The sequence below is a fragment of the Ornithinimicrobium faecis genome (genome assembly GCF_023923225.1).
In the GTDB taxonomy this organism is placed as follows: domain Bacteria; phylum Actinomycetota; class Actinomycetes; order Actinomycetales; family Dermatophilaceae; genus Ornithinicoccus; species Ornithinicoccus faecis.
On sequence record NZ_CP099489.1, the window covers coordinates 654,985 to 676,327 of the forward strand.

The 21,343-nt window shown below is 69.7% G+C and carries 18 protein-coding genes and 1 tRNA gene; 9 read left to right on the forward strand and 10 right to left on the reverse strand.

Annotation, left to right across the window (positions count from 1 at the left end):
• Position 1: 1 nt before the first annotated feature.
• Both pabB and NF556_RS03025 read left to right on the forward strand, forming a co-directional pair.
• Entirely contained in the window at positions 2 to 2,365 is a 2,364-nt protein-coding gene (gene pabB, locus NF556_RS03020) for an aminodeoxychorismate synthase component I (protein WP_252594022.1), read from the forward strand.
• Between the two features lie 72 nt (positions 2,366 to 2,437).
• Positions 2,438 to 3,244, forward strand: coding sequence for a hypothetical protein (locus tag NF556_RS03025; RefSeq protein ID WP_252594023.1), 807 nt, complete (start codon positions 2,438 to 2,440; stop codon positions 3,242 to 3,244).
• A 37-nt stretch (positions 3,245 to 3,281) separates the two neighbouring features.
• On the opposite strand, the gene NF556_RS03030 is transcribed toward NF556_RS03025, so the two are convergent.
• The gene (locus tag NF556_RS03030) at positions 3,282 to 3,686 is read right to left on the reverse strand and encodes a cupin domain-containing protein (RefSeq protein ID WP_252594024.1); all 405 of its coding nucleotides are present in this window, start codon (positions 3,684 to 3,686) and stop codon (positions 3,282 to 3,284) included.
• Positions 3,687 to 3,790: 104 nt separating this feature from the next.
• Between NF556_RS03030 and NF556_RS03035 the strand changes: the two genes are divergently transcribed.
• Positions 3,791 to 4,639, forward strand: coding sequence for an aldo/keto reductase (locus NF556_RS03035; RefSeq protein ID WP_252594025.1), 849 nt, complete (start codon positions 3,791 to 3,793; stop codon positions 4,637 to 4,639).
• A gap of 71 nt (positions 4,640 to 4,710) precedes the next feature.
• Here the strand turns inward: NF556_RS03035 and NF556_RS03040 are convergent, their stop codons facing one another.
• A complete protein-coding gene (locus tag NF556_RS03040; protein ID WP_252594026.1) occupies positions 4,711 to 6,606 on the reverse strand; it encodes a lipase family protein in 1,896 nt (631 codons plus the stop codon).
• Positions 6,607 to 6,842: 236 nt separating this feature from the next.
• Here NF556_RS03040 and NF556_RS03045 point away from each other — a divergent pair, with 236 nt between their 5' ends.
• Both NF556_RS03045 and NF556_RS03050 read left to right on the forward strand, forming a co-directional pair.
• Positions 6,843 to 7,841: an ATP-binding cassette domain-containing protein gene (locus NF556_RS03045; protein WP_252594027.1), complete on the forward strand. Its 999-nt coding sequence runs from the start codon at positions 6,843 to 6,845 to the stop codon at positions 7,839 to 7,841.
• The gene (locus NF556_RS03050; protein WP_252594028.1) at positions 7,838 to 8,722 is read left to right on the forward strand and encodes an ABC transporter permease; all 885 of its coding nucleotides are present in this window, start codon (positions 7,838 to 7,840) and stop codon (positions 8,720 to 8,722) included. Before NF556_RS03045 ends, NF556_RS03050 begins: the two co-directional genes overlap by 4 nt.
• A gap of 76 nt (positions 8,723 to 8,798) precedes the next feature.
• Here NF556_RS03050 and NF556_RS03055 read toward each other — a convergent pair whose 3' ends face one another.
• From NF556_RS03055 to NF556_RS03090, 8 genes are all read right to left on the reverse strand, one after another.
• Positions 8,799 to 9,296: a hypothetical protein gene (locus NF556_RS03055; protein WP_252594029.1), complete on the reverse strand. Its 498-nt coding sequence runs from the start codon at positions 9,294 to 9,296 to the stop codon at positions 8,799 to 8,801.
• Positions 9,297 to 9,381: 85 nt separating this feature from the next.
• A complete protein-coding gene (locus NF556_RS03060; RefSeq protein ID WP_252594030.1) occupies positions 9,382 to 11,511 on the reverse strand; it encodes an MMPL family transporter in 2,130 nt (709 codons plus the stop codon).
• Between the two features lie 122 nt (positions 11,512 to 11,633).
• Positions 11,634 to 11,846: a dodecin gene (locus tag NF556_RS03065; protein WP_252594032.1), complete on the reverse strand. Its 213-nt coding sequence runs from the start codon at positions 11,844 to 11,846 to the stop codon at positions 11,634 to 11,636.
• Positions 11,847 to 11,927: 81 nt separating this feature from the next.
• Positions 11,928 to 12,533, reverse strand: a complete 606-nt coding sequence (locus NF556_RS03070) for a class I SAM-dependent methyltransferase (RefSeq protein ID WP_252594033.1) — start codon at positions 12,531 to 12,533, stop codon at positions 11,928 to 11,930.
• A 146-nt stretch (positions 12,534 to 12,679) separates the two neighbouring features.
• Positions 12,680 to 12,752, reverse strand: a tRNA-Lys gene (locus tag NF556_RS03075).
• 146 nt (positions 12,753 to 12,898) lie between these two features.
• A complete protein-coding gene (locus NF556_RS03080) occupies positions 12,899 to 14,479 on the reverse strand; it encodes a hypothetical protein (RefSeq protein ID WP_252594034.1) in 1,581 nt (526 codons plus the stop codon).
• Positions 14,480 to 14,596: 117 nt separating this feature from the next.
• Positions 14,597 to 15,850, reverse strand: a complete 1,254-nt coding sequence (locus NF556_RS03085; RefSeq protein WP_425606962.1) for an endonuclease/exonuclease/phosphatase family protein — start codon at positions 15,848 to 15,850, stop codon at positions 14,597 to 14,599.
• 111 nt (positions 15,851 to 15,961) lie between these two features.
• Positions 15,962 to 16,393 carry an SRPBCC family protein gene (locus NF556_RS03090; RefSeq protein WP_252594035.1) on the reverse strand — a complete coding sequence of 144 codons (432 nt, stop codon included), beginning with the start codon at positions 16,391 to 16,393 and terminating at the stop codon, positions 15,962 to 15,964.
• 102 nt (positions 16,394 to 16,495) lie between these two features.
• On the opposite strand from NF556_RS03090, the gene NF556_RS03095 reads away from it, so the two are divergent.
• From NF556_RS03095 to NF556_RS03110, 4 genes are read left to right on the forward strand one after another with little or no spacing between them, the layout of a single operon-like run.
• On the forward strand, positions 16,496 to 17,785 hold the full coding sequence (locus NF556_RS03095) for an NAD(P)/FAD-dependent oxidoreductase (protein ID WP_252594037.1): 1,290 nt from the start codon (positions 16,496 to 16,498) through the stop codon (positions 17,783 to 17,785).
• A complete protein-coding gene (locus tag NF556_RS03100) occupies positions 17,782 to 18,573 on the forward strand; it encodes a DUF1365 domain-containing protein (RefSeq protein ID WP_252594039.1) in 792 nt (263 codons plus the stop codon). Before NF556_RS03095 ends, NF556_RS03100 begins: the two co-directional genes overlap by 4 nt.
• Positions 18,570 to 19,841 carry an SAM-dependent methyltransferase gene (locus NF556_RS03105; protein WP_252594040.1) on the forward strand — a complete coding sequence of 424 codons (1,272 nt, stop codon included), beginning with the start codon at positions 18,570 to 18,572 and terminating at the stop codon, positions 19,839 to 19,841. The genes NF556_RS03100 and NF556_RS03105 overlap by 4 nt, the downstream gene beginning before the upstream one ends.
• Positions 19,838 to 21,316: a tryptophan-rich sensory protein gene (locus NF556_RS03110; protein ID WP_252594041.1), complete on the forward strand. Its 1,479-nt coding sequence runs from the start codon at positions 19,838 to 19,840 to the stop codon at positions 21,314 to 21,316. The genes NF556_RS03105 and NF556_RS03110 overlap by 4 nt, the downstream gene beginning before the upstream one ends.
• Positions 21,317 to 21,343: the final 27 nt, after the last annotated feature.

A 21,343-nucleotide genomic window follows, 5' to 3' on the forward strand; every position in this document is an offset into this window, starting at 1 on the left:
CGTGCTGCTGATCGACAACGTCGACAGCTTCACCTACAACATCGCCGACCTGCTCCACCGCGTCCTCGGTCAGGCACCGACGGTGTGGCACCACGACCATCACGCCGACGACCTGAGCGACTTCGACGCCATCGTCGTCGGCCCTGGCCCGGGGCGTCCGCAGCGTGCCCTCGACATGGGGCTGAGCACCCTCGCGCTGCGACAGCGTGAGGTCCCGGTGCTCGGGATCTGCCTGGGCCACCAGGGCCTGGCGCACCTCGCGGGCGACGAGGTGGTCGAGCTCGCTGAGCCCATGCACGGCCGGGTCAGCGAGGTGCTGCACGACGGGACCGGACTCTTCGAGGGCGTGCCCTCACCTTTCTCCGTGGTCCGTTATCACTCGCTGGAGGTCCAGCCCAGCGACTCCTCGCCGCTGGCTGTGACGGCCCGCGCGGCCGACGACGGCACCGTCATGGCGCTCGCCGACCTCGGGGCTCGGCGCTGGGGCCTGCAGTTCCATCCGGAGTCGGTGCTGTCTGAGCACGGCGACCAACTGATCGCCAACTTCCTGACCCTGGCGGGAGTGACCCGCGCTCCGGATACCGCGGGTGGGCAGCCGGTCGCGGTCGGCGATGTCCACCAGCACGCTCGGGCGAGCAGGCATGACGCACGGCCGGTGCAGCTGGCCTCGGTGGTCGTGGGACAGATCAGCGACACCTGGGCACTGCACCACCAGCTGTATGCCGCGAGCCTGACGGCCTTTTGGCTCGACGCCTCGGCCGGTGGTCGGCAGAGCGTGTCCAGCGGCAGGAGGGCCTCCGGTGGTCGGGAGCCAGCAGCCGGCCCGCCGGCGCAGGCCCTGCGCTGCTCGGTGTTGGGTGACGCGTCCGGACCGCTCTCCTATGTGGTGAGCCATCGCGTCGGGGTCGGCGTCGGCGTCGGCGTCGGGGCCTCAGTCACCACCTTGTCGACCGGCGAGCACCTCGAGGGTCCCCTGTTGCCCAACCTGGCGACGCTGCGAGATCGGTTCGCAGTGAGCGGTGACTCGGCTGCCTATTGTCTGCCCCGAAATACGGGGCAGCCAATAGGCACCGCAGGGGGCGCCGTGCCCACGGCGTTCCGGCCCGGCTTCGTGGGCTACCTCGGCTATGAGCTCAAGGCCGAGTTCGATGGCAGCGCGGCCCATGTCTCGCCGTTCCCGGACGCCCGACTGGTGTTTGCAGACCGGGCGCTGGTGGTCGACCACGAGGACGGCACGGTCCACGCGGTCTATCTGTGGGACACCGCGACTCGAGCAGAGCAGGAGGACTGGGTCGCCCGAGCGCAGGAGGCGCTGACGCAGATCACCAGTCAGCAGGCCAGCGTGCAGCCCGCCACCGTGCGGCCCGCCAGCGAGGGTGCACCTGCACGCACACTTCACGCTCGGACGGCGGGTCAGCGTGAAGGATCCATGCAGTTGGACGGGACGGCTGACGAGATGGCTGACGGGATGGCGGACGGGCTGGCCGACGGGACGGCTGACGAGATGGCCGAGGGGATGACGGACGGGGACGTGGAACCCGACTGGCGGCATACAGAAGCGGCGTATCTGGACCGGATCGCGCAGTGCCAGAGGGAGATCCGGGCAGGCGAGTCCTATGAGATCTGTCTGACCAACGCCGCCACCTGGCCCGTGCCGGTCGACGAGACCGCGCTTGCGGCAGGGATGCGCACGGGCAGCCCCGTGCCTTTTGCTGCGTGGCTGCGCGGACCCGGGCCGACAGTGATCAGCGCCTCGCCCGAACGGTTCGTCTCGGTGACCGCCGACGGCTTCGTGGAGGCCCGACCGATCAAGGGCACTCGGCCGCGCGGAGACGACGCCGCGGTCGACGCTGCGCTGGCCGAGGAGCTGCGCAGCTCGGTCAAGGACCGGGCCGAGAACCTGATGATCGTCGACCTGCTCCGCAACGACCTGCACCGGGTCTGCCGGTCCGGGTCCGTGCACGTGCCGGGGATCTTCGAGGTGGAGAGCTATGCCACGGTCCATCAGTTGGTCTCGACCGTGCGCGGGCGCCTGACCGACGGCATGGATTGTCTCGACGTGATCGGCACCTGCTTCCCGGGTGGCTCGATGACTGGTGCGCCCAAGGTCCGCACGATGGAGATCCTGGACCGCCTTGAGGGCGGTCCCCGTGGCGTCTATTCCGGTGCCCTGGGATGGATCGGGCTGGACGGCGCGATGGACCTCTCGATCGTGATCCGCACCGTCACGCTGACTGACGGTGTCGCCGAGTTCGGCGTGGGAGGCGCGATCACCGCGCTCTCCGACCCCGACGAGGAGTATGCCGAGACCCGGGTCAAGGCGGCCGCCCTCACCCGGGCGTTGGCATCGGCCGAGATCGGTTGAGCCACAAGCACGTCGGGAGTGGCCAAGGACTCGGTGGAGGAACCGATCGGTGACAGCTAACGTCCCTGTGTCATGAAGCCGATGATGCGCACCCGCCGGTCCACCGTTGCACTGGCCGCCACCGCCCTGGTCCTGACCCTTGCCGCCTGTGGGTCCGAGGAGGCGCCCGAGGTCGTGGAGGGGAGCAGCGCTGCGGAGGGGAGCAGCGCCGAGGCGGCTGCTGCCGAGACGGGGGCGACCGGTGGCTCTGTCGAGCAGGACGCTGCCGACGAGACCGACGGTGGCGAGACCGACGGTGGCGAGACCGACGGTGGCGAGGCTGGCGGTGGTGAAGTTGGTGGTGACGTCGAGGCCGCCCGTGCTGGGCTGGCCCGCTACCTCGAGGCGAACAAGCCCGAGACACCGACCACGAGCACGGACATCCCCGGGTGCCCGGTGCTCGAGGTCAGCGTGCTTGAGGAGCGGATGGCGGAGGTGGGCCTTGCGGACACCACGCTCGAGGGGTGGGCAACTGAGATCGAGTGGAATGAGTATGAGGACATCAGCCCGGACCTGATGGGCGTGGCCTGTGGCGGCGACTCGGACGGGAATCCCCACGACTCGGACTTCGGGACGGCCGGGGGCATGGTGGCCGTGGACCTGTCCGGACACACTGACTTCGCGACGTTCCTGGGTGACCTGGGCCTGTCGGCCGACGGGGATGTGTCCGGCGACACCGTGACCATCTGCCCCGAGACCGGTTTCTGCACGTCCCTGTGGCACAGCGACGGGCTCGTGATCGGGGTCACCCTGATGGCGGACGGTGTTGACGAGGAAACGGCCGGCGCTCTGCTGGAGGCGTCCCTGCCAGATGCGTTGACCACACTGGCCAACAACTGATCATCAGTGCTCGGCGGGGCTCGACCCAACCGACAGGTCAGCGGCTCAGCCGGTATTCATGCCGGAAGCGCCACAGCATCCGCAGTGCCCGAGGCAGCTTCGTGCCCCCGGCGATGTAGCGGAACAGGTCCAGGGTGCGCAGCGCCGGTGTGATCGTCCAGGTGGCTCGGGCCCCGTTCGGCCCAGCACTCCACATCCGGTGCGGCGTGCCTGGTGGAACCGTCACGGTCTCGCCGGCCTGGAAGACCCGTGTGGGATCAGTCCCGAGCTCGACGGTCAGCTCTCCCTCGCGGACCGTGAACTCCTCTGACTGCTGTGGGTGGGAGTGTTTGGGCGGCGGCGGACCCTGCTGCCAGACGGAGTCCACCTCGAGCACGTCTGGTGAGTGGTGTCGCACGGTGAGAACCTGACTGGCGCTCAGCGCGATGCGTTCTTCGGTCATCGGCAGATCCCTCGTGTTCGCCAACCTTGCGGGCTTCTACCGTACGCGCGTCCGCCTGCGATCGTGCCCGGAATACGTCAACCGTCTCGGGTGTAGGCACAGGTATGACGAACTCCAGCATCCCCAACATCGAGCTCAACAACGGCGTGACGATCCCGCAGGTCGGCTACGGCGTCTTCCAGGTGCCGGAGGACCAGACGCAGCGCAACGTCGAGGCGGCCCTCGCTGCCGGCTACCGCCACATCGACACGGCGGCGGCCTATTACAACGAGGCCGGCGTGGGTGCTGCGATCAAGGCCAGCGGCCTGCCGCGCGAGGACATCTTCGTCACCACCAAGTTGCGCAACGGTGACCAGGGTGCCGAGTCCGCGCTCGCGGCCTACGAGGCCAGCCGCAAGGCCCTCGGCCTGGATGCCCTGGACCTCTATCTCATCCACTGGCCCTACCCGAGTGCCGACAAGTATGTCGAGACCTGGAAGTCCTTCGAGAAGTTGTATGAGGAGGGCGCAGTCCGTGCGATCGGCGTCTCCAACTTCCTCCCGCAGTTCCTGGAGCGGCTCCTGGCCGAGAGTGACATCGTGCCCGCGGTCAACCAGATCGAGATCCACCCGACCTTCCAGCAGCCGGGGACGCAGGACGCCAGCCGTGCGGCCGGCATCGCGGTCGAGGCCTATTCACCGCTGGGCCAGGGCAAGGACCTCGACGCGGCCGCCGTGACCGGAGTCGCCGAGCGCCTGGGCGTCACGCCCGCGCAGGTCGTGCTGCGCTGGCACGTCCAGCAGGGCACCATCGTGATCCCCAAGTCGGTGACCCCGGAGCGCATCGTCAGCAACCTGGACCTGTTCTCGTTTGAGCTCACCGATGAGGACATGGGTGCCATCAGCGCGCTGGACACCGATGAGCACATCGGTGCCGACCCGGCGACCGCAGCCTTCACGCAGGTCCGCAACTGACGGCATACAGACTGTGCGCGCAGCGCGGCCCGGGACCACACCGGTCCCGGGCCGCGCCGTGTCACTGGCTCTCAGCCGCCGCAGCCGTGCCCAGGCGTGATCCGATCGAACCGGTCGGTCGTCCACCCCAGCAGGTCATCGATGAGGTCCGACTCGGGCTCGACGAGTGAGAGATGGTCGCGGTCTGGATACGTGCGGTAGTCAGGTGACTGCCCTGCGGAACACAACCGGTCGGCATACGCCTGCTGATCGGCGGGTTGGATGAGGGTGTCCGCCTCGCCCTGGGCGATGAGGACCGGGACCTGGAAGGGCTCGGTGGGGACGTTTTCCGCCAGCGCCTCGCCGAGTGCTCCGTGGGTCGGGGGCGTGGCATAGACGGACTGGTCGCGGGCCAGGGACAGCACGGAGACCAGGGAGGCCAGGATGCTCGGCTCGGCCAGGCACCGGTCGGACATCTCGCGCACGAGGGTCTGCGCCGGGGGGATGACCTGCTCCTCCAGCGTGATGGTGGGGTAGTGGGCCGCATAGGCGGCGATCACATAGGAGGCGAACAGCTCGCCGCCGCTGACCGTGGGCAGGCTCTGCGCCAGGGCGGTCACGTCGGCGGCGGGGGCCATCGCCGCGATGCCGAGCAGGTCGAGGTCGGGTGCGTAGGAGGGAGCGAGTTGGCCCGTCCACAGCGCCGCGTGCCCACCCTGGGAGTGCCCCCAGACCACGGTGTCTGGGGCCAGATCGGCGTCGGTGAGCTGCTGAGCTGCCCGTATGCCGTCCAGCACCGAGTGTCCTTCGCCTGCCCCGATGAGATAGGGATGGGGGCCGGGGGTGCCGAGCCCGGTGTAGTCGGTGGCCACCAGTGCCCAGCCCTGCTCGACCACGCGGTCCAGGGCCGGCATCGCGCCGGCCTCGAACGGGTGGGTCAGCAGGGACGGGGCGCACTGGGTGGCGAACCCCGTCGTGCCGTGTGCCCAGGCGATCACCGGGGCCGGGCCGTCGGCATCCTCAGGGGTGAGCACGAGGCCACTGGCGGTGGCGGGTGAACCGTCCGCAGCCGTGGTCGTGTAGAGGATGCGCCACCCGGTGGCCCCCGCGGGCACGTCGCGGGTGAACGGCTCACTGCGCAGCAGGACCCCGGGCTCGTCCGGCAGGTCGCCAGGCGTGGCATAGAAGGCGTCAACGGCCGGGGCGCTGGTGCGGGCCTGATAGCCGAGGGTCCCGGCGCCGACCGCCAGCAGGAGCGCGAGGGCGCTGCCGGTGAGGCGCACCCAGGCACGGCGCGGTCTGGCACTGGCGCCGGCCCTTGCAGGTTGGGCTCTGGCGGGTTGGGTTCTGGCGGGTTGGGCTCTGGCCAGGCCACGACCGATGAGGTGCACTCCGACCACCACGAGACGCACGGCAAAGATCACGGCCGCCGCCAGCAGGGTCAGGTCCGGCCAGCGCAGCCCGAGGAGACCGATCAGGATCTCCGCGCCGGCGAGCAAACCCCCGGCGATCCGGTCGACACCGTCTCTGCTGTCGACACCGCGGGCCACCCCGCCGTCGACACCGCGGGCCGCCCCGCTGTCGACTCCGCGGGCCGCGATCCACAGCCGGCGTGAGCCGGAGATGACCAGGGCGGCGCCGACTGCCCAGGCCAGCAGGTCGAAGTCATGACGCAGCCAGAGCAGGATGAGCACCCCCAGCACGATCGCGCCCCAGGCGCGAGCGGTCTCCCAGGCGCGAGCGGTCTCCCAGGCGCGAGCGGTGTCCCCGGCGCCACTGCTGTCTCGGCGGTCGAGCAGTGCTGCTGCCCCCAGCGCGACCAACGCGAGGCCGACATACAGCCCCAGGGCCTGCAGCGACGTCAGTGGGCGGGTCGCGAGCAGGACGCCCACGCCGACTGCGAGACACCCGAGCAGGAGCAGTGCCCACCGCGGCAGCGATCGCTGGAGGGTGGTCCACCTGTGGTGTCCGCCAGATCGCGAGGCCATGGCATTCCGTTCCGGCTGGAGCCGCGTGGCGCGGCCGACTGGTCCGCAGCGTAGTGGAGGCCGACAGCAGGCGCTGAAGTCGCGCGACGCCGGGCCCTGTCGGTGCGGGGTGCAACACTTCACGAGTTGGCCCACCCACGACGCTGGTCCGGCCGGAGCGAGTCAGAAAAAGCCGATGAGTTTCGGACCCAGGCGCTGTCTAATTGAGGGCTGGGACGAGAACCGAGGGAGTGCCCATGACAGACATTATTGAGGCCAGGGGACTGGTCAAGAGATACGGAGCGGTCACCGCTCTGGACGGGCTGGACCTGAGTGTGCCCGAGGGGACCGTCCTCGGCCTCCTGGGGCCCAACGGTGCCGGCAAGACCACGGCGGTCCGCATCCTGACGACGTTGCTGCGCGCCGATGAGGGCCACGCCACGGTGGCCGGCGTTGACGTGGCCAAGGACCCGCAGGGCGTGCGCTCGCGGATCGGCTTGTCGGGGCAATACGCAGCCGTCGACGAGCACCTGACGGGCTTCGAGAATCTCGACATGGTCGGTCGCCTCTATGGCCTGGGCCGCGCCCGGTCGCGCTCGCGCGCCCGGGAGTTGCTCGAGCGGTTCAGCCTGGCTGAGGCGGGCAACCGCCCGTCCAAGACCTATTCCGGCGGCATGCGACGGCGACTCGACCTGGCGGCAGCCCTCGTGGCTGAGCCGCCGGTGCTCGTTCTGGACGAGCCCACCACTGGCCTGGACGTGCGGGCACGACAGGAGATGTGGGATGTGTTGCGCGAGTTGGTGACCGGCGGCAGCACGCTGCTGCTGACCACCCAGTATCTCGAGGAGGCCGACCTGCTGGCCGACGACATCATCGTGATCGACCAGGGCCGGGCCATCGCCCACGGCACCGCCGACCAGCTGAAGAGTCAGGTCGGTGGGGAGCGCGTGGAGCTCGTGGTCGGCGATGAGGCCGACACGCGGGCGGCGTTTGCGGCCCTGGCCGGCGTGGCCACGAGCGAGGTGCAGCGCGCCAACGGCAAGCGACTCAGCGCCCGGGTGGACACCGGGCAGCGCGCCCTCGGCGAGGTGCTGCGTGCGCTCGAGACCGCCGGCGTCGTGGTGCTCGACATCGGACTGCGCCGGCCCACGCTGGACGACGTCTTCCTCGAGCTGACCGGCCACGTGGCACAGGAGCGCGACGACGAGAGCGGACAGGACCGCGAGCTGGTTGGCTCCGAGGAGGGATCTCGATGACCACGACCCAGACCCCGGAGGTGCCGCAGGCTCCGCGGGCGGCCCAGCCCCGCGAGGCGATCCAGACCCGGTCGACATCGCCGCTCACCGTGCTGGCCGACAGCTGGGTGATCGCCAAGCGCAACCTGATCAAGATCAAGCGGGTCCCCGAGATCCTGGTTTTCATCCTGATCAGCCCGATCATGTTCGTGCTGCTGTTCGCCTATGTCTTTGGCGGTGCGATCAACGTCGGCGGCGGTGACCCGTCGCAATATCGCGAGTTCCTAATCGGTGGCATCTTCGCCCAGACCGTGGTCTTCGGCTCGACGTTCACCGGTGCCGGGCTGGCCGAGGACATGCAGAAGGGCATCATCGACCGGTTCCGGTCCCTGCCGATGTCGCGGGCGGCCGTGCTCATCGGACGGACCGCCTCGGACGTCGTCTACAACGTGCTGACGCTGATCATCATGGCGCTGACCGGTCTGTTGGTCGGCTGGCGGATCCGCAACTCGGTGTTCGACGCGCTCGCAGGGTTCGCGCTGCTGCTGGTCTTTGCCTATGCCTTCAGCTGGGTGATGGCCTATGTCGGCCTGCTGGTCCCGAGCGTCGAGGTGATCAACAACGCCTCGTTCATCGTGATCATGCCGATGACGTTCATCTCCAACGCGTTCGTGCCGCTGGAGACGTTCCCGACGGTGTTGCGCGTCTTCGCGGAGTGGAATCCCGTGTCGACGGTGACCCAGGCCGCGCGCGAGCTGTTTGGCAACACCACGGCAGCGGCGGTCACCTCCGACGCGTGGTCGCTGCAGAACCCGGTGCTCTACACCCTGATCTGGACGGTGCTGATCGTGCTGATCTTCGCGCCGCTGTCGATCGCGCGCTACCGGCGGACCTCCGCCTGAGACCAGGTGCGCGTATGCCGAGGGGCCGGGTCTGTCAGACCCGGCCCCTCGGCATACGGCTGGGTGGTGTGGTTGCTCAATCGGCCTGGTCCAGGCCGATCACCAGCAGCTCCGCGCGCTCCTGCGGCCAGGTGAACGAGAGCACAGTGCCGTCCTGCTCGTGGGACCAGGAGTCAATGGTGATGGCGTGGTCGGGGAGGGCGAGGGCCAGCCGATAGAGCTCGCCTGGTTGGCGGGCCCGGGCCAGGAGCACCGTGCTGTCGGCAAACGCGAGACGTCCGGTGTGCGGTCCCGGGGCGGCGCGGATGGCGCGCAGCGGGACGCGCCGGGAGGTCAGGACCCGCACGCGCAGCTCCAGGAGGGAGTCCAGGGTGTGACCGCTCTCCTCCGCGACCGCTGCAAACTCCCGCGTGAGCTCCGCCTCGTCCTGCGGCGTGAGCTCGGGATCACCGAGTCGGCGCCGGGGTTGCTCCGCAGGGTGAGGACCGGACGGTTTCCGGCGGTCGCGGAGCGCGCGGGCGAGCGCCAGGCCCAGGATGAGCACCAGGGCCAGCGTCAGCGCTGCCCACTCCATGACGCCAGTCTTCTCCTGTGACAGGTGGGGCGCCACGGGTTTGCTGACTGGGCGGTGCCGCCTGCTGAGGGAGTCAGTGGTGCCCTCAGTCGCGGTGCCGACCGGGACCGGTGATCACGGGGTTGCCAGCGGTGATCACGGGGCTGTCGGAGGCGCCCGAGCTGTGTGCGGCAGCCGGTTCCACCCGCCGCGGCCACCAGAAGCGCTCGCCGAGGGTGAGCACGATGGCGGGGACCAGGACGGTGCGGACCAGCAGGGTGTCCAGCAGCACGCCGATGCAGATCACGGCGCCCACCTGGGCCAGCACGACCAGCGGCAGCACGCCCAGCACGGCGAAGACTGCCGCGAGCAGGATGCCAGCGCTGGTGATGACGCCGCCGGTCGCGGACAGGGCACGCAGGACGCCCTCGCGGGTGCCGACGGTGCGTGCTTCCTCCAGGGTGCGGGTGATGAGGAAGATGTTGTAGTCCACGCCGAGGGCCACCAGGAACAGGAAAGAGTAGAGCGGCACGATCGGGTCCAGGCCGCTGAAGCCCAGGACCGCGGTGAACAACCACCACGACACCCCGAGGGCGGCGCAGAAGCTGGCGATGACGCTGGCGACAAGGATCACGGGGGCCAGCACGGAGCGCAGGATGGCCGCCAGGGCCAGCAGCACCAGGGCCAGGATGAGCGGCAGGATCACGACCCGGTCCCGCGCGCTGGAGTCCAGTTGGTCGATCGCCTCAGCGGCGGTGCCCCCGACGTAGGTCTCGGGGAGTTCACCCGTCACGGCGCGGACGTCGGTGAGAGCTGCCCGAGCCTCGTCGCCCTCGGAGCCCGTCGTGAGCACCAGGCTGAGTTGGGTCACCCCGTCGCCCTGGCCCCCGACGCTCACGGAGCCGACTGCGTCGAGGGTCTCCAGATCGGCGACGAGTTGCTCGACGGTCTGCTCGTCCTCGGTGGCAGTCACGACGGACGTGGGGTCCGAGGCGCCCTCGGGGAAGGACTGGGCCAGGCGCTCGGCCCCGGCGATCGCCTCGGGCTGGTCGGTGAACTGTTCCGAAGCAGGCAGGCCGAGCTGCAGCTGGGTCAGACCGAAGGCCATGGCGGCCAGGAGGGTCAGGGTGCCCCCAATGAACGCCAGCGGGCGGGCCGCCACGCGGTCTCCCACTCGGCGCCAGGCCGACCGTCGCCCGGCCTGCCCCTCCTCGCCGACGTGTGGCACCTTCGGCCAGAAGATCCAGCGCCCGAACAGCACGAGGGCCGCCGGCAGCATCAACAGCACGAAGCCCGCCGCCACGATGATGCCGACGGCGCTGGCCAGGCCGAGGCCGCGGGTGGTGGGCGTGACGGACAGCAGCAGGGTCAGCACGCCGACGACGACGGTGGCTCCGCTGGCCAGGATCGCCTCGGCAGCCCGGGGGAGGGCGGCCGCCATGGCCTGGTGGCGGTCCTCGTGGTTGCGCAGCTCGTCGCGATAGCGGGAGATCAGCAGGAGCGCATAGTTGGTGCCGGCGCCGAAGACCAGCACGGACAGGATCCCGATCGTCGACTCGTCCCACGGGACGCCGAACCCGGCGAGCACCTGGGTCGCCAGGATGGCTGCGGCCCGGTCCGCGAGGCCGACCACCGTGAGGGGGATCAGCCAGAGGACGGGGCTGCGATAGGTGATGAGCAGGAGGATGGCGACGACGGAGGCGGTGAAGGCCAACAGGGTCGTGTTGGCCCCGGCGAAGACCTCGGTGAGATCCGCGCGGACTGCAGCCGGACCCGTGACCTGGACCTCGACACCGTCGGGCACGGACTCCCGCAGGTCGGTGCGCAGGTCCGCGACAGAGTCGGCGACCTCGGTCGCGGTCTGCGCGGGCACGTTGACGACGGAGATCGCCGCTGTGCCGTCCTCCGCAGGCTGCACGAAGGCGGGCGGCCCCTCGACCCCGGTGTCCAGGGCAGCGACGACCTGCTCAAGGTCCTCCAGGGCGCCGTCCACCTCCTCGGCACTGAAGACGATGATCGCGGTCGCCGTGTCCTCGGTGGGCAACTGCTCCTGCAGCTCCACCGCGCGCGTGGACTCATAGCCGACCGGCAGGGTGTCGGTCGGGTGCGGGGCGCGATCCGCCTCGCCCAACCCGACGATGACACCTGCGCCGAGCAGCAGGCCGAGGAGCGCGACGATCCAGGCGGTGCGCCGGCCGGTGACAGTCTTGACGAGCCCGCCGGAGAGTGCGCGCATGGACCGCTCCTTGGATGGATGACTAATGTTTGTCTAATCTTACGCGAGGTCCCGCAGACACGCGAAACTTACGGTCATCACTGTGCTCGCCCAAGGGTGTTCGGAGCGGCTTGTGGGCGTGCCTACTTCTCGACCCGGAAGCCCAGCTTGATGCCGACCTGCCAGTCGGCGACCTGCCCGCCCTCACCCAGGTGTCCGCGGATCTGCGTCACCTCAAACCAGTCGAGGTTGCGGACACTCTCCTGAGCGGAGGCGAGGGCGTTGTTGACCGCGCCCTCCACACCGTCGGGCGAGCTGCCGACCAACTCGGAGATGGCATACACGTGATTGGCCATGGGGTGCCTCCTGGCGTCGCGCCGGACGCCGGTCGCCCGGCCTGTCCCCAACGTAGTGCGGATGCCGCGCCAGCGACAGGCTCAGTCCGGGCGCAGGACAGCGACGAGGAAGTCGGAGTCGGTGGTGAAGGGCCGCAGGTCCCACGTGGACAGCAACACATCCGGCACCAGCCCGGCACTCTCGGCATCAGCGAGGAACTCATCGAATGGATAGCCGCGCCCGGCGCCATAGCCGATCACCACTCGCCCGTCGGCGGCGGTGTGCTGACGCAGTCGTCGCAACACCTCCTGGCGGGTGCTCGGGGCCAGAAAAGCGATCACGTTGCCAGCGCTGACGACCACGTCAAAAGGCTCGGGTATGCCGAGGGTCGGCAGATCGAGCAGCGCCAGGTCGTGCGTGAGCCAGGTGGGGCCGGGGTGGTCCTCCTGGGCGGCGGCGATCAGCACCGGGTCGACGTCGACCCCGACCACCGTGTGGCCCGAGCGGTGCAGGTAGCCCCCGGTCCGTCCCGGGCCGCACCCAGCGTCCAGGACCCGGGAGTCACGGCCGATCATGGCGTCGATCATCCGCGCCTCGCCAGCCAGATCCATCCCCTCGGCCGCCAGCCGACGGAACCGATCCACATACTTGCTGGAGTGGTCCGGATCCTCGGCGACCTGACGCATCCACCCGCTCTGCTCGACCATGGTCACCAGGCTAGTTGCAGCGCTCAGGCTGCCCGCGGGTGGCGTCGCTCGCTCGACGGGCGGAGATGGTCCTGTGGAAGGCGTCGCATGCCGTGGTTGCCGCAGGACGGTTTCCGCCGGGCGGTGACGGGCATGCTGACGGACGGTGGGCCCCGTGGGATTCGAACCCACAACCTACGGATTAAAAGTCCGGAGCTCTAACCGTTGAGCTAGAGGCCCTGGCGGCCCACTAGGAGGGACGCTCGGCCGGTTAGTCTACGTGCGCGGGCGTCGGTTTCCGCACGCGACGTCCTTTTCCGCGCGCGACGTCCTTGCAGGCACGATCGTGGCAGGGAAGGACGATCTTGGCCGAGCAGGCCCTGGTCTCAGCCGCAGTCGACCTGCTCGCCCGGACCGGCGTCGTCCTCGAGCCGGAGGCCGTGCGTGCCGGTGGACTCGATCAGCTCGCAGACCTGCTCCTCGTCGTGGCCGGCCCAGTAATAGATCAGGAACTGGTTCCCGCGCGCGTGGCTGGGGTTCCCGAGGCTGTCGCACGAGGCGTCCGTGTTCAGATAGCCAGCGCCAGGGTGCGCATCCAGTGACTCCTGAACCTGGACATTCACTCCCTGCAGGTTCTCGAAGGTGTCGAGCACGACGATGGCGGCGCCGTCGCAGGCGGGATAGGAGATCGGTTCGGTGCGGTGCAGGTCCCAGGGTCGGAAGTCACCCTCCTGCGTCGGGTCGACGAGCGTCGTCACATCTTCGCTGGCCAGCACGGTGTCGCCCTGGCGCACCTCGAACAGTTCCGTGGAGACCTCATAGGTGATGCCGTCCTCGCCGTGGCCGGTCCACCCGGCGCCGTGCTCGGTTGCCGAGGTCCGGATCGCGAGGCCGTCGCTGAGATTGACCCCGTGATAGTTCACAGCGTCGCCGTCGCGGCAGATGGTCGCTTCGTAGTTGACCGTCTGCACCTGGACAACGAAGTCGCCGTGCGACCGGCACCAGGCCTGGTCGAACTCGGTGGTGCCCTCGGCCGCTGGCTCTGGCGCCACGACGTCGCCGGGGCCGCCGTCCGGTGCCCCCGTGATGTTCGGGGCCAGGGTGGAGCCCGGGCTCGGTCGGTCCGCGGCCCCCGGGACGTCAGGTCCGGGAGTGTCTTCGCCAGCGGGACTGTCCTCACCGGTCGGTGCCGGGTTGCCGGCATCATCCGTCGGAGTGGCCGCGCCCTCTGTCGGCCCCGTGGGGGTGGCGTCTGCCGGGTCGGTCGCGGTGGGGTCGGTGGGAGGCTCAGTGGCATCAACGACCGCAGCCTGCACCGGCGTGGCGTCGGGGATGACCGGGTTGCTGTCCTGATTGGTCCACCACAGACCTCCGGCGAGCACCAGGAGGAAGACCGTTGCTGCCGCGACAGCTGGGGGCCAGGTGCTCGCGGGCGCCGGCTCCTGCTCGTGCTCGGCTGTGGGCGTCGCGGCGAGCGATGACGCGGAGGCGGGCGAGGGCGAGGCGCGGATCTGGCCCTCATCGAAGGCCGCCAGCAGGTCCTGCACGGTGAGTCTGCGCGCCGGATCCGGCTCGATCAGGTGCTGGACGAAGGGAGGCAGCCCGACATCGTCGGAGGCGGAGCGAGCGTGCGCATCGAGGCTGCGCAGCACCTGCCCGAGGGCGAACGCATCGGCTGCGGGTCCGGGCTGGCACTCCGGGGCCTGCGGCCAGTCAGGGGGACGCCGGACCGGCCGGGGCGCGAGCAACTGGGCATCGCGGACTCCACCGCGCCCGCCATCGCCGACCACAGCGGGCGCATCAGCCAGGTCGAGCACGACGGTGTGGGGCCCGACATCGCCGTGGTGACGGCCCTGACCGTGCTCGTCCGCGAGCTGTCCGGCGACGATCTCGGCGACGGCCAGGACGTCCGCCCGGCTCAGCTCGCGTCCGGACGTCAGCACGTCCTGGACCAGCAACTCGGTCATGTCACCCTCCTGCCCGGAGCGAGCCCACGCGCTCCCGGGCACCGACTCTACGGGGCCGGCCCCTCGGCATACCGGATCTGGGCCCACGCCAGCGAGCTGTGTGGGCCGCCGCGCACCTCAGCCCTTGTGCGGCAGATGCACATCCACCCAGACCAGGCGGTGGTCGCTGGAGGGGAACGGATAGGTGCCGGTCAGCCGCGACAGCGGGTCGGCAGAGACCGGCCAGAAGACCCCGGAGTCGCGGATCCGCAGGCTCTTGCTGGGCAGCACATAGTCCACCCGGATGTTGCCCGGCGGCTCGGCGAAGTCGGCCGTGTCGAGCGCCGGGTCGCCCAGATGCTCAAGGTTGATGCCACCCTGCAACTCGCTGGCCTCGACGGCACCCTCGCTGGTCGGAGCGTTGGAGGTATTGATGCGCGGGTGCTCGAGCAACTGGTTGATCGCGCCGTTGACGGAGTCACCGTCCAGCGGGTCGGCGTTCTGGTCGCCGGCGATCACGAAGCGCGAGCCCGGAGCGAGGCCGCCGCCCGTGCCTGCGTCGTCATAGATGTAGGAGGACGCCGGCTTCGGCCCGACATAGTCCGCCCAGAACCGGATCTCGTCGTGGTTGCGCTTGCCGTTGCGGTCCTCCGGGCCGTCGAAGGTGGGCGGCGTCGGGTGGCTCACCAGGAAGTGCACGGTCCGGTTGCGCTCCACCTGGATCGGCACGTCCCAGTGCGACTTGCTCGACAGCCGCAGGATCGCCTGCTCGTCCTCGTCATAGAAGTCGGTCGGCATCAGGTTGCCGGGCATGTCCTGCCACCGGAAGTTCTGGAAGGTGCGCACGGCGTCGGTGTCGATCGGGAACTTGGAGAAGACGACCATGCCGTATTGCCCCGGGAACTCACCGAACCCGAAGGCGTCATCACCACCGCCGACCACGCCGTCATTGTTGAGGTCATGACCCGACGGGATGCCGGTGTTGGACGGTGCCACGAAGTAGTAGGGGTAGTCGACCGGGCTCGCGCCGTTCTGCCCGACCGCCAGGTAGTTGTCACGGAACAGCTCGGCCGCCGCCCCGTCCGCGACATAGTCGAACTCGTTGACCAGCAGGACATCTGGGTTGTTGCGCTGGATGATCTCGGCGATCACCTGGGCCTGCTCGTTGTCCGGCGTGGACAGGTCGGTCAGCAGCTGGCCCTCGGCGCCGCGGTTGAGCGAGGCGTTGAAGGTCGAGAAGCGCACGTCCATGTCGGGTCTTCCCGCGCGATCGGCCGCCGTCACGGCGGGGTCGGCCGGGGCAGCGGAGGCGGGCAGGAAGGCCACGCCGGAGACCAGTGTGGCAGTCGCCAGGGCGGCAACGGTGATCCTCTTCAGGGACGCTTGAGTCATCCCCCCAATCTAGAAGCGGGTTGTATGCCGAGGCGCGCGTTGGCGTGAACACGCGGTGAAGCCTTGGTCAGGATCGGCCCAGCAACTGGTTGGCCCAGCGGCTTGTGGCTCTCACAGTCGGGCGAGCGCCTCGCGCATGTCGCGTGCGGCCCGATTCCCGAGTTGCCACAGGGCGATCGCCAGGATCGGTGCCAGGAGTCGGACGCCACGGTGGAAGTCGAACTGCGCCCGATAGACCACCGTGGAGCCGCCGCGCGGGTCGGGGGTCACGGTGATGGTGTCGTGTGCCACCAGGGAGGAGTTCTCCCCGCGCAACTCGATGTGCCCGGACGGGTCGAGGGCGACGACGGTGTAGGTGACCTCGACCGTGCGGCCCAGGAACCTGCTGGTGTTGCGATAGCGCGTGCCCACGCCGCCGTCCCCGCTCTCACGCACGGTGCGGACAGTGCCAGGGTCCCATTCGGTGCTGGTCTCGAAGTCGCTGAGGTAGGCGAAGACGCGGGCGGCCTCCCGGTCAGTTTCAATCCGTCGCTCGATCTGCATCGAAGCACTCCTGTCAGTTGCGCGGATGATGTCGTGCAACCTAGTCTAGACAAACATTAGACAAAGGCTGACAGGGCAGAAGGTCAGCGGAACGGAGGCTCGATGGACAGGCTGACGCCACAGGTGGCAGTCATTGGTGCCGGGATCTCGGGTCTGACGGCCGCCTATGCGTTGCGCGCGACGCACGACGTGACCCTGTTTGAGGCGGACGACCGGCTCGGCGGGCACGCTCACACCCACGACGTGCCGACCGCGGGCGGGGGCGTGGTCCCGATCGACAGCGGCTTCATCGTCCACAACGAGCGCACCTATCCCACACTGCTGCGACTGTTCCGTGAGCTCGACGTGCCGACCCGCCAGACCGAGATGTCCATGAGCATCACGTGCGACGGCTGCGGACTGTCCTACGCAGGCGGGCGGGGCCTCCCCGGAATCGTCGGCGGGTTGGGACTCCGGGGGCGCGACGACGCCCGGCACGCCGCGGCCCTGCTGCCGCTGCTGCGTCAGGTCCCGCAGTTCTATCGCGCGGCCTCGGCGCTGCTCGAGACGCCCGCGTCCACCTGGGACCCGACGCTGCGGGAGTTCCTGGGGCGACACCTGTTCAGCGACCACTTCGTGCGCCACTTCGTGGTGCCCCTGGTCAGCTGCGTGTGGTCGGCCGGTGATCTGGACTCAGCGGCCTATCCGGCTCGGCACCTGTTCCGGTTCCTGGACCACCACGGGATGCTGCGGGTCAGCGGCTCGCCGACCTGGAAGACGGTCGTGGGTGGTTCCCGCGCGTATGTCGACCGGCTGGCCGCCCGGTTGCCCGACGTGCGGCGGGGATGCGCCGTGCGCGCAGTGACGCGTCACGAGGATGGTGTCGAGGTGACCACCGAGGACGGGAGGCGCACGGCATACGACCAGGTCGTGGTCGCCACCCATGCCGACCAGGCACTGGACCTGCTCGCCGATGCCGATCCCGTCGAGAAGGAGGCGCTCGCGGCCTACTGCTACTCCGTCAACCACACCCTGCTCCACACCGACACCTCCGTGCTGCCCGCGCCCCGGGCCCGCGCCTCCTGGAACTACCGGATGAGCGGGTGCCGACAGGACGCTCCGGGCGCGCGGGTGAGCTACTGGATGAACCGTCTCCACGGCCTCGAGCCGTCGGTCGCGGACCACGTCGTGACCCTCAACGCCGGGACAGACATCGACCCCGACCGGGTCGTGGCCGAGATGGCCTATGCCCACCCGGTCTTCACGCGTGAGTCGGTCGCGGCCGCGGCAGTGCTGCGCGAGGCCGGGGGCACGCATCTGGCCTTCGCCGGTGCACACCTGGGCTGGGGCTTCCACGAGGACGGTGCGCGCTCGGGGCTCGCTGCCGCGACCCGGCTGGGTGCGCGGTGGTGACCGCGCCGGCCAGGAGCGCGGGAGCCGTCCGCGCCGGAGCCCGCCAGCGGGTGACCCCGCCGGCCCTCCCGGCGCTCGTCGTCGGACGGGTGAGTCATCGCCGGCGCACGCCCCTGCACCATGCCTTTGAGCACCGGCACTATTCCTGGCTGGTCGATCTCGATGACCCGCCGGAGCTGCCGAGACTGCTCCGCCCGCTGGCGGTCTTCCGGCCCGAGGACCATCTCGACGGAGGCCGCCGCGGCGGTGGCATCCGCGGCGACCTGGCGCGCTTCCTGGGCGCGCGGGACATCGTGGTCGAGCCCGGTGACCGGCTCCTGATGCTGGCCCACCCGCGCAGCCTGGGGCACGGCTTCAACCCGTTGACCGTCCACTGGTGCCTCACGGCCGACGACGAGGTGCGCGCCGTCGTGCTCGAGGTGCACAACACCTACGGCCAGCGGCACGCCTATCTGCTGCGCCCCGATGCCTCCGGTCGCGCAGGCATCGACAAGGACTTCTATGTCTCCCCGTTCAACGACACCGACGGGTCGTATGCCGTGCGAGTGCTCCTGGGTGAGCACGTCGCCGTCTGTGTGCGGCTGGAGCGCGGGGGTCAGACGGTCCTGACCGCCACCCTCGACGGCCGGGCCCGCCCGGCCACCGTTTCCACCGTGCTCAGGACGACGCTGAGCCTGCCCCTGATGACCCACCGGGTCTCCGCGCTGATCCGGGCACACGGCCTCTGGCTGTGGCTGCGCCGGCTGCCAGTTCGATCTCGACCCGACCATGAGGACCTGACCCGATGACGACAACCGACCTGCCACGACGACTGAATCTGCCAGGGGTCGAGGACCCGGCGTGCCTGCGGCGCAAGCGCGGTGGGGTCTGCCCTCGAGCACGGGTGGCAAGGGTCGTCCTGTCCGTGGCCGCCCGACGGGCCGGTGTGGAGTTGCTGCTGCCGGACGGCACGCCGCTGGGAGGCGGGCCAGCGACTCCCGGCAACCCGGTCATCGAGATCCTGCGCCAGCGAGACCTGCTCGAACGCGTCGCCCACGACCCGAAGGTGGGGGTGGGGGAGGCCTACATGGCCGGGGACTGGAGGCCGGCGTCGGGCACCGATCTGGCCGCCGTGATGCTCCCGTTCGCCGAGCGGATCGAGTCACTCCTGCCGATGTGGCTGCAGCGGCTCCGGTTTGCCGTCGACCGGCGCCCGCCGCGCACCGACAACAGCCCTGCCGGTGCCCGGCAGCACATTGAAGCGCACTACGACCTCTCGAACGACATGTTCGCCACGTTCCTCGACCCGTCCATGAGCTACAGCTCGGCGCGCTTCGAACGCGGACGGCCGCTGGCGGAGCAGGACCTCCACGAGGCTCAGCTGCGCAAGATCGACACAGTCCTTGACGCGGCACAGGTCGGTCACGGCACGCAGGTGTTGGAGATCGGCACGGGTTGGGGGGCGCTGGCAGTCCGTGCCGCTGAGCGAGGGGCACACGTCGTGACGGTGACGCTGTCGAGAGAGCAGGCGGATCTGGCGCGGGAGCGCGTGACCCGCGCTGGTGTGGCCGATCGGGTGAGCATCCGCCTCCAGGACTATCGGGAGGTCACCGGCCGCTATGACGCGGTGGTCTCCGTCGAGATGGTCGAGGCGGTCGGCGAGGACTACTGGCCTGCCTACTTCCGGGCCATCGAGGATCGGCTCGCTCCCGACGGGGTCGCGGCAGTGCAGTCGATCCTGATGAGCCACCGGCGGCTGCTCGCTAGTCGACGCTCCTACGGCTGGATCAACAAGCACGTCTTCCCTGGTGGCATGATCCCCTCTATGGAGGCCATCGAGGCGGTCACCGAGGCGCACACCAGCCTGCGCGTCCAGACTGTCGAGCGCTTCGGTGCTGACTATGCCGAGACCCTCCGCCGCTGGCGGGAGCGCTTCCTGTCCGAGTGGAGGTCCATTGAGGGCGGGGGTTTCGACGCGGTGTTCCGGCGACGCTGGGAGTTCTATCTGGCCTTCTGCGAGGCCGGTTTCGCCGGCGGGGCGATCGACGTCGGCCTGATCCGGTTGGAGCGGTCGTGAGGGCCCTGGTGACCGGTGCCACCGGCTATGTCGGAGGTCTGCTCGTGCCCCGTCTCCTCGAGGCTGGTTGGCAGGTGCGCGTCCTGACACGTGACGCCTCGCGTCTCAACCCCGACTGGCGTGACCAGGTCCACGTCATCGAGGGTGACGCGACGTCAGCCGCCGACCTGGACACGGCGCTCGCAGCGGATGACCGGGAACCACTCGACGTGGCCTACTACCTGCTGCACAGCATGGACGGGCGTGGAGACTTCGCAGACCGTGACCGACAGTTGGCCGAGGGCTTTGGCGCGGCGACCCTGCGCGCTGGCGTCCGGCGTCTCGTCTATCTCTCGGGACTGCACCCCGACGGAGAACTGTCCGCCCACTTGGCTTCTCGCGTCGAGGTGGGTCGAATCCTCCTGGACAGTGGAGTGCCGACCGCTGTGCTGCAGGCGGCCACCATCATCGGCGACGGATCGGTCTCTTTCGCCATGTTGCGCCACCTCACCACGCGCCTGCCCGCGATGGTGGCGCCAAAGTGGCTGCGCAACCTGATCCAACCGATCGCGGTCGAGGACGTCCTGCACTACCTCGTCGCCGCAGCAGGGCTGCCGGACCAGGTGAACCGCACGTTCGACATCGGAGGACCCGACGTCCTCAGCTATGCACAGATGATGCAGATCTTCGCCGAGGAAACCGGCCAGCGGCGACGGCTCATCGTCACCGTCCCCGTGCTGACTCCGCACCTGGCGAGCCACTGGGTCGGGCTGGTCACGCCCGTCGACGCCGGGGTCGCCAAGCCCCTCGTCGGCTCGCTTGTGCACGAGGTTGTCTGCCAAGAGGATGACCTCGACCACCGGGTGGGACCGCCGCCGGGTGGCCAGACGCCCTATCGTGCGGCGGTGCGCAAGGCGATGGCGGGGGTTGCTCCAGACACCGCGCTGCGACGGACGGCGCAGGTCGTGACGGCGGTGACACTGGCAGCGGTGGCGGGAAGCGCGGCCACGGACCCCGGCAGCCAGTGGTATCGCTCGTTGGCCAAGCCGGCCTGGCAACCACCGTCGCTCGCCTTTCCGGTGGTCTGGACGGGTCTGTATGCCGATCTGGCCGCAGTCGCCACAGCCACCCTGATCGATCTGGATCAGCAGGTCGATCTGGAGCAGCAGGACTGGTCAGCGGCGACCGACGCGCAGTCGGGGCAGGAGGGTCCCCGTGGCGGACCGGCCCGTCCGGACGCCGCTAGGGCGACTGGTTTCGAGCGTGCCCTGTTGATCAACCTGGCCTTGAACGCGGCCTGGAGCGCCAGTTTCTTCCGCGCCAGACGGCCCGCACTGGCGACCATGCACAGTGCACTGCTCACGGTCAGCGCCGTTGACCTGGCTCGCCGAGCGGGCACCGTCAGCACCCGCCGGGGGTGGCAGTTGGCGCCGTATCCCGCCTGGTGCGGATTCGCGACGGCCCTGTCAGTGTCCCTGGCTCGCCGGAACCGGTGAGCGAGGTCCGGGGGAGCGGTGCGCGGC

Excerpts from the sequence above, each read along its gene's own strand:
- NF556_RS03030 (WP_252594024.1), bottom strand. The coding sequence starts at position 3,686 with ATGACCGAAGAACGCATCGCGCTGAGCGCCAGTCAGGTTCTCACCGTG.
- NF556_RS03070 (WP_252594033.1), bottom strand. The coding sequence starts at position 12,533 with ATGGTCGAGCAGAGCGGGTGGATGCGTCAGGTCGCCGAGGATCCGGAC.
- NF556_RS03095 (WP_252594037.1), top strand. The coding sequence starts at position 16,496 with ATGGACAGGCTGACGCCACAGGTGGCAGTCATTGGTGCCGGGATCTCG.
- NF556_RS03025 (WP_252594023.1), top strand. The coding sequence starts at position 2,438 with ATGAAGCCGATGATGCGCACCCGCCGGTCCACCGTTGCACTGGCCGCC.
- NF556_RS03060 (WP_252594030.1), bottom strand. The coding sequence starts at position 11,511 with ATGCGCGCACTCTCCGGCGGGCTCGTCAAGACTGTCACCGGCCGGCGC.
- NF556_RS03085 (WP_425606962.1), bottom strand. The coding sequence starts at position 15,850 with ATGACTCAAGCGTCCCTGAAGAGGATCACCGTTGCCGCCCTGGCGACT.
- NF556_RS03045 (WP_252594027.1), top strand. The coding sequence starts at position 6,843 with ATGACAGACATTATTGAGGCCAGGGGACTGGTCAAGAGATACGGAGCG.
- NF556_RS03050 (WP_252594028.1), top strand. The coding sequence starts at position 7,838 with ATGACCACGACCCAGACCCCGGAGGTGCCGCAGGCTCCGCGGGCGGCC.
- NF556_RS03055 (WP_252594029.1), bottom strand. The coding sequence starts at position 9,296 with ATGGAGTGGGCAGCGCTGACGCTGGCCCTGGTGCTCATCCTGGGCCTG.
- NF556_RS03080 (WP_252594034.1), bottom strand. The coding sequence starts at position 14,479 with ATGACCGAGTTGCTGGTCCAGGACGTGCTGACGTCCGGACGCGAGCTG.
- NF556_RS03065 (WP_252594032.1), bottom strand. The coding sequence starts at position 11,846 with ATGGCCAATCACGTGTATGCCATCTCCGAGTTGGTCGGCAGCTCGCCC.
- NF556_RS03105 (WP_252594040.1), top strand. The coding sequence starts at position 18,570 with ATGACGACAACCGACCTGCCACGACGACTGAATCTGCCAGGGGTCGAG.
- NF556_RS03040 (WP_252594026.1), bottom strand. The coding sequence starts at position 6,606 with ATGGCCTCGCGATCTGGCGGACACCACAGGTGGACCACCCTCCAGCGA.
- NF556_RS03090 (WP_252594035.1), bottom strand. The coding sequence starts at position 16,393 with ATGCAGATCGAGCGACGGATTGAAACTGACCGGGAGGCCGCCCGCGTC.
- NF556_RS03035 (WP_252594025.1), top strand. The coding sequence starts at position 3,791 with ATGACGAACTCCAGCATCCCCAACATCGAGCTCAACAACGGCGTGACG.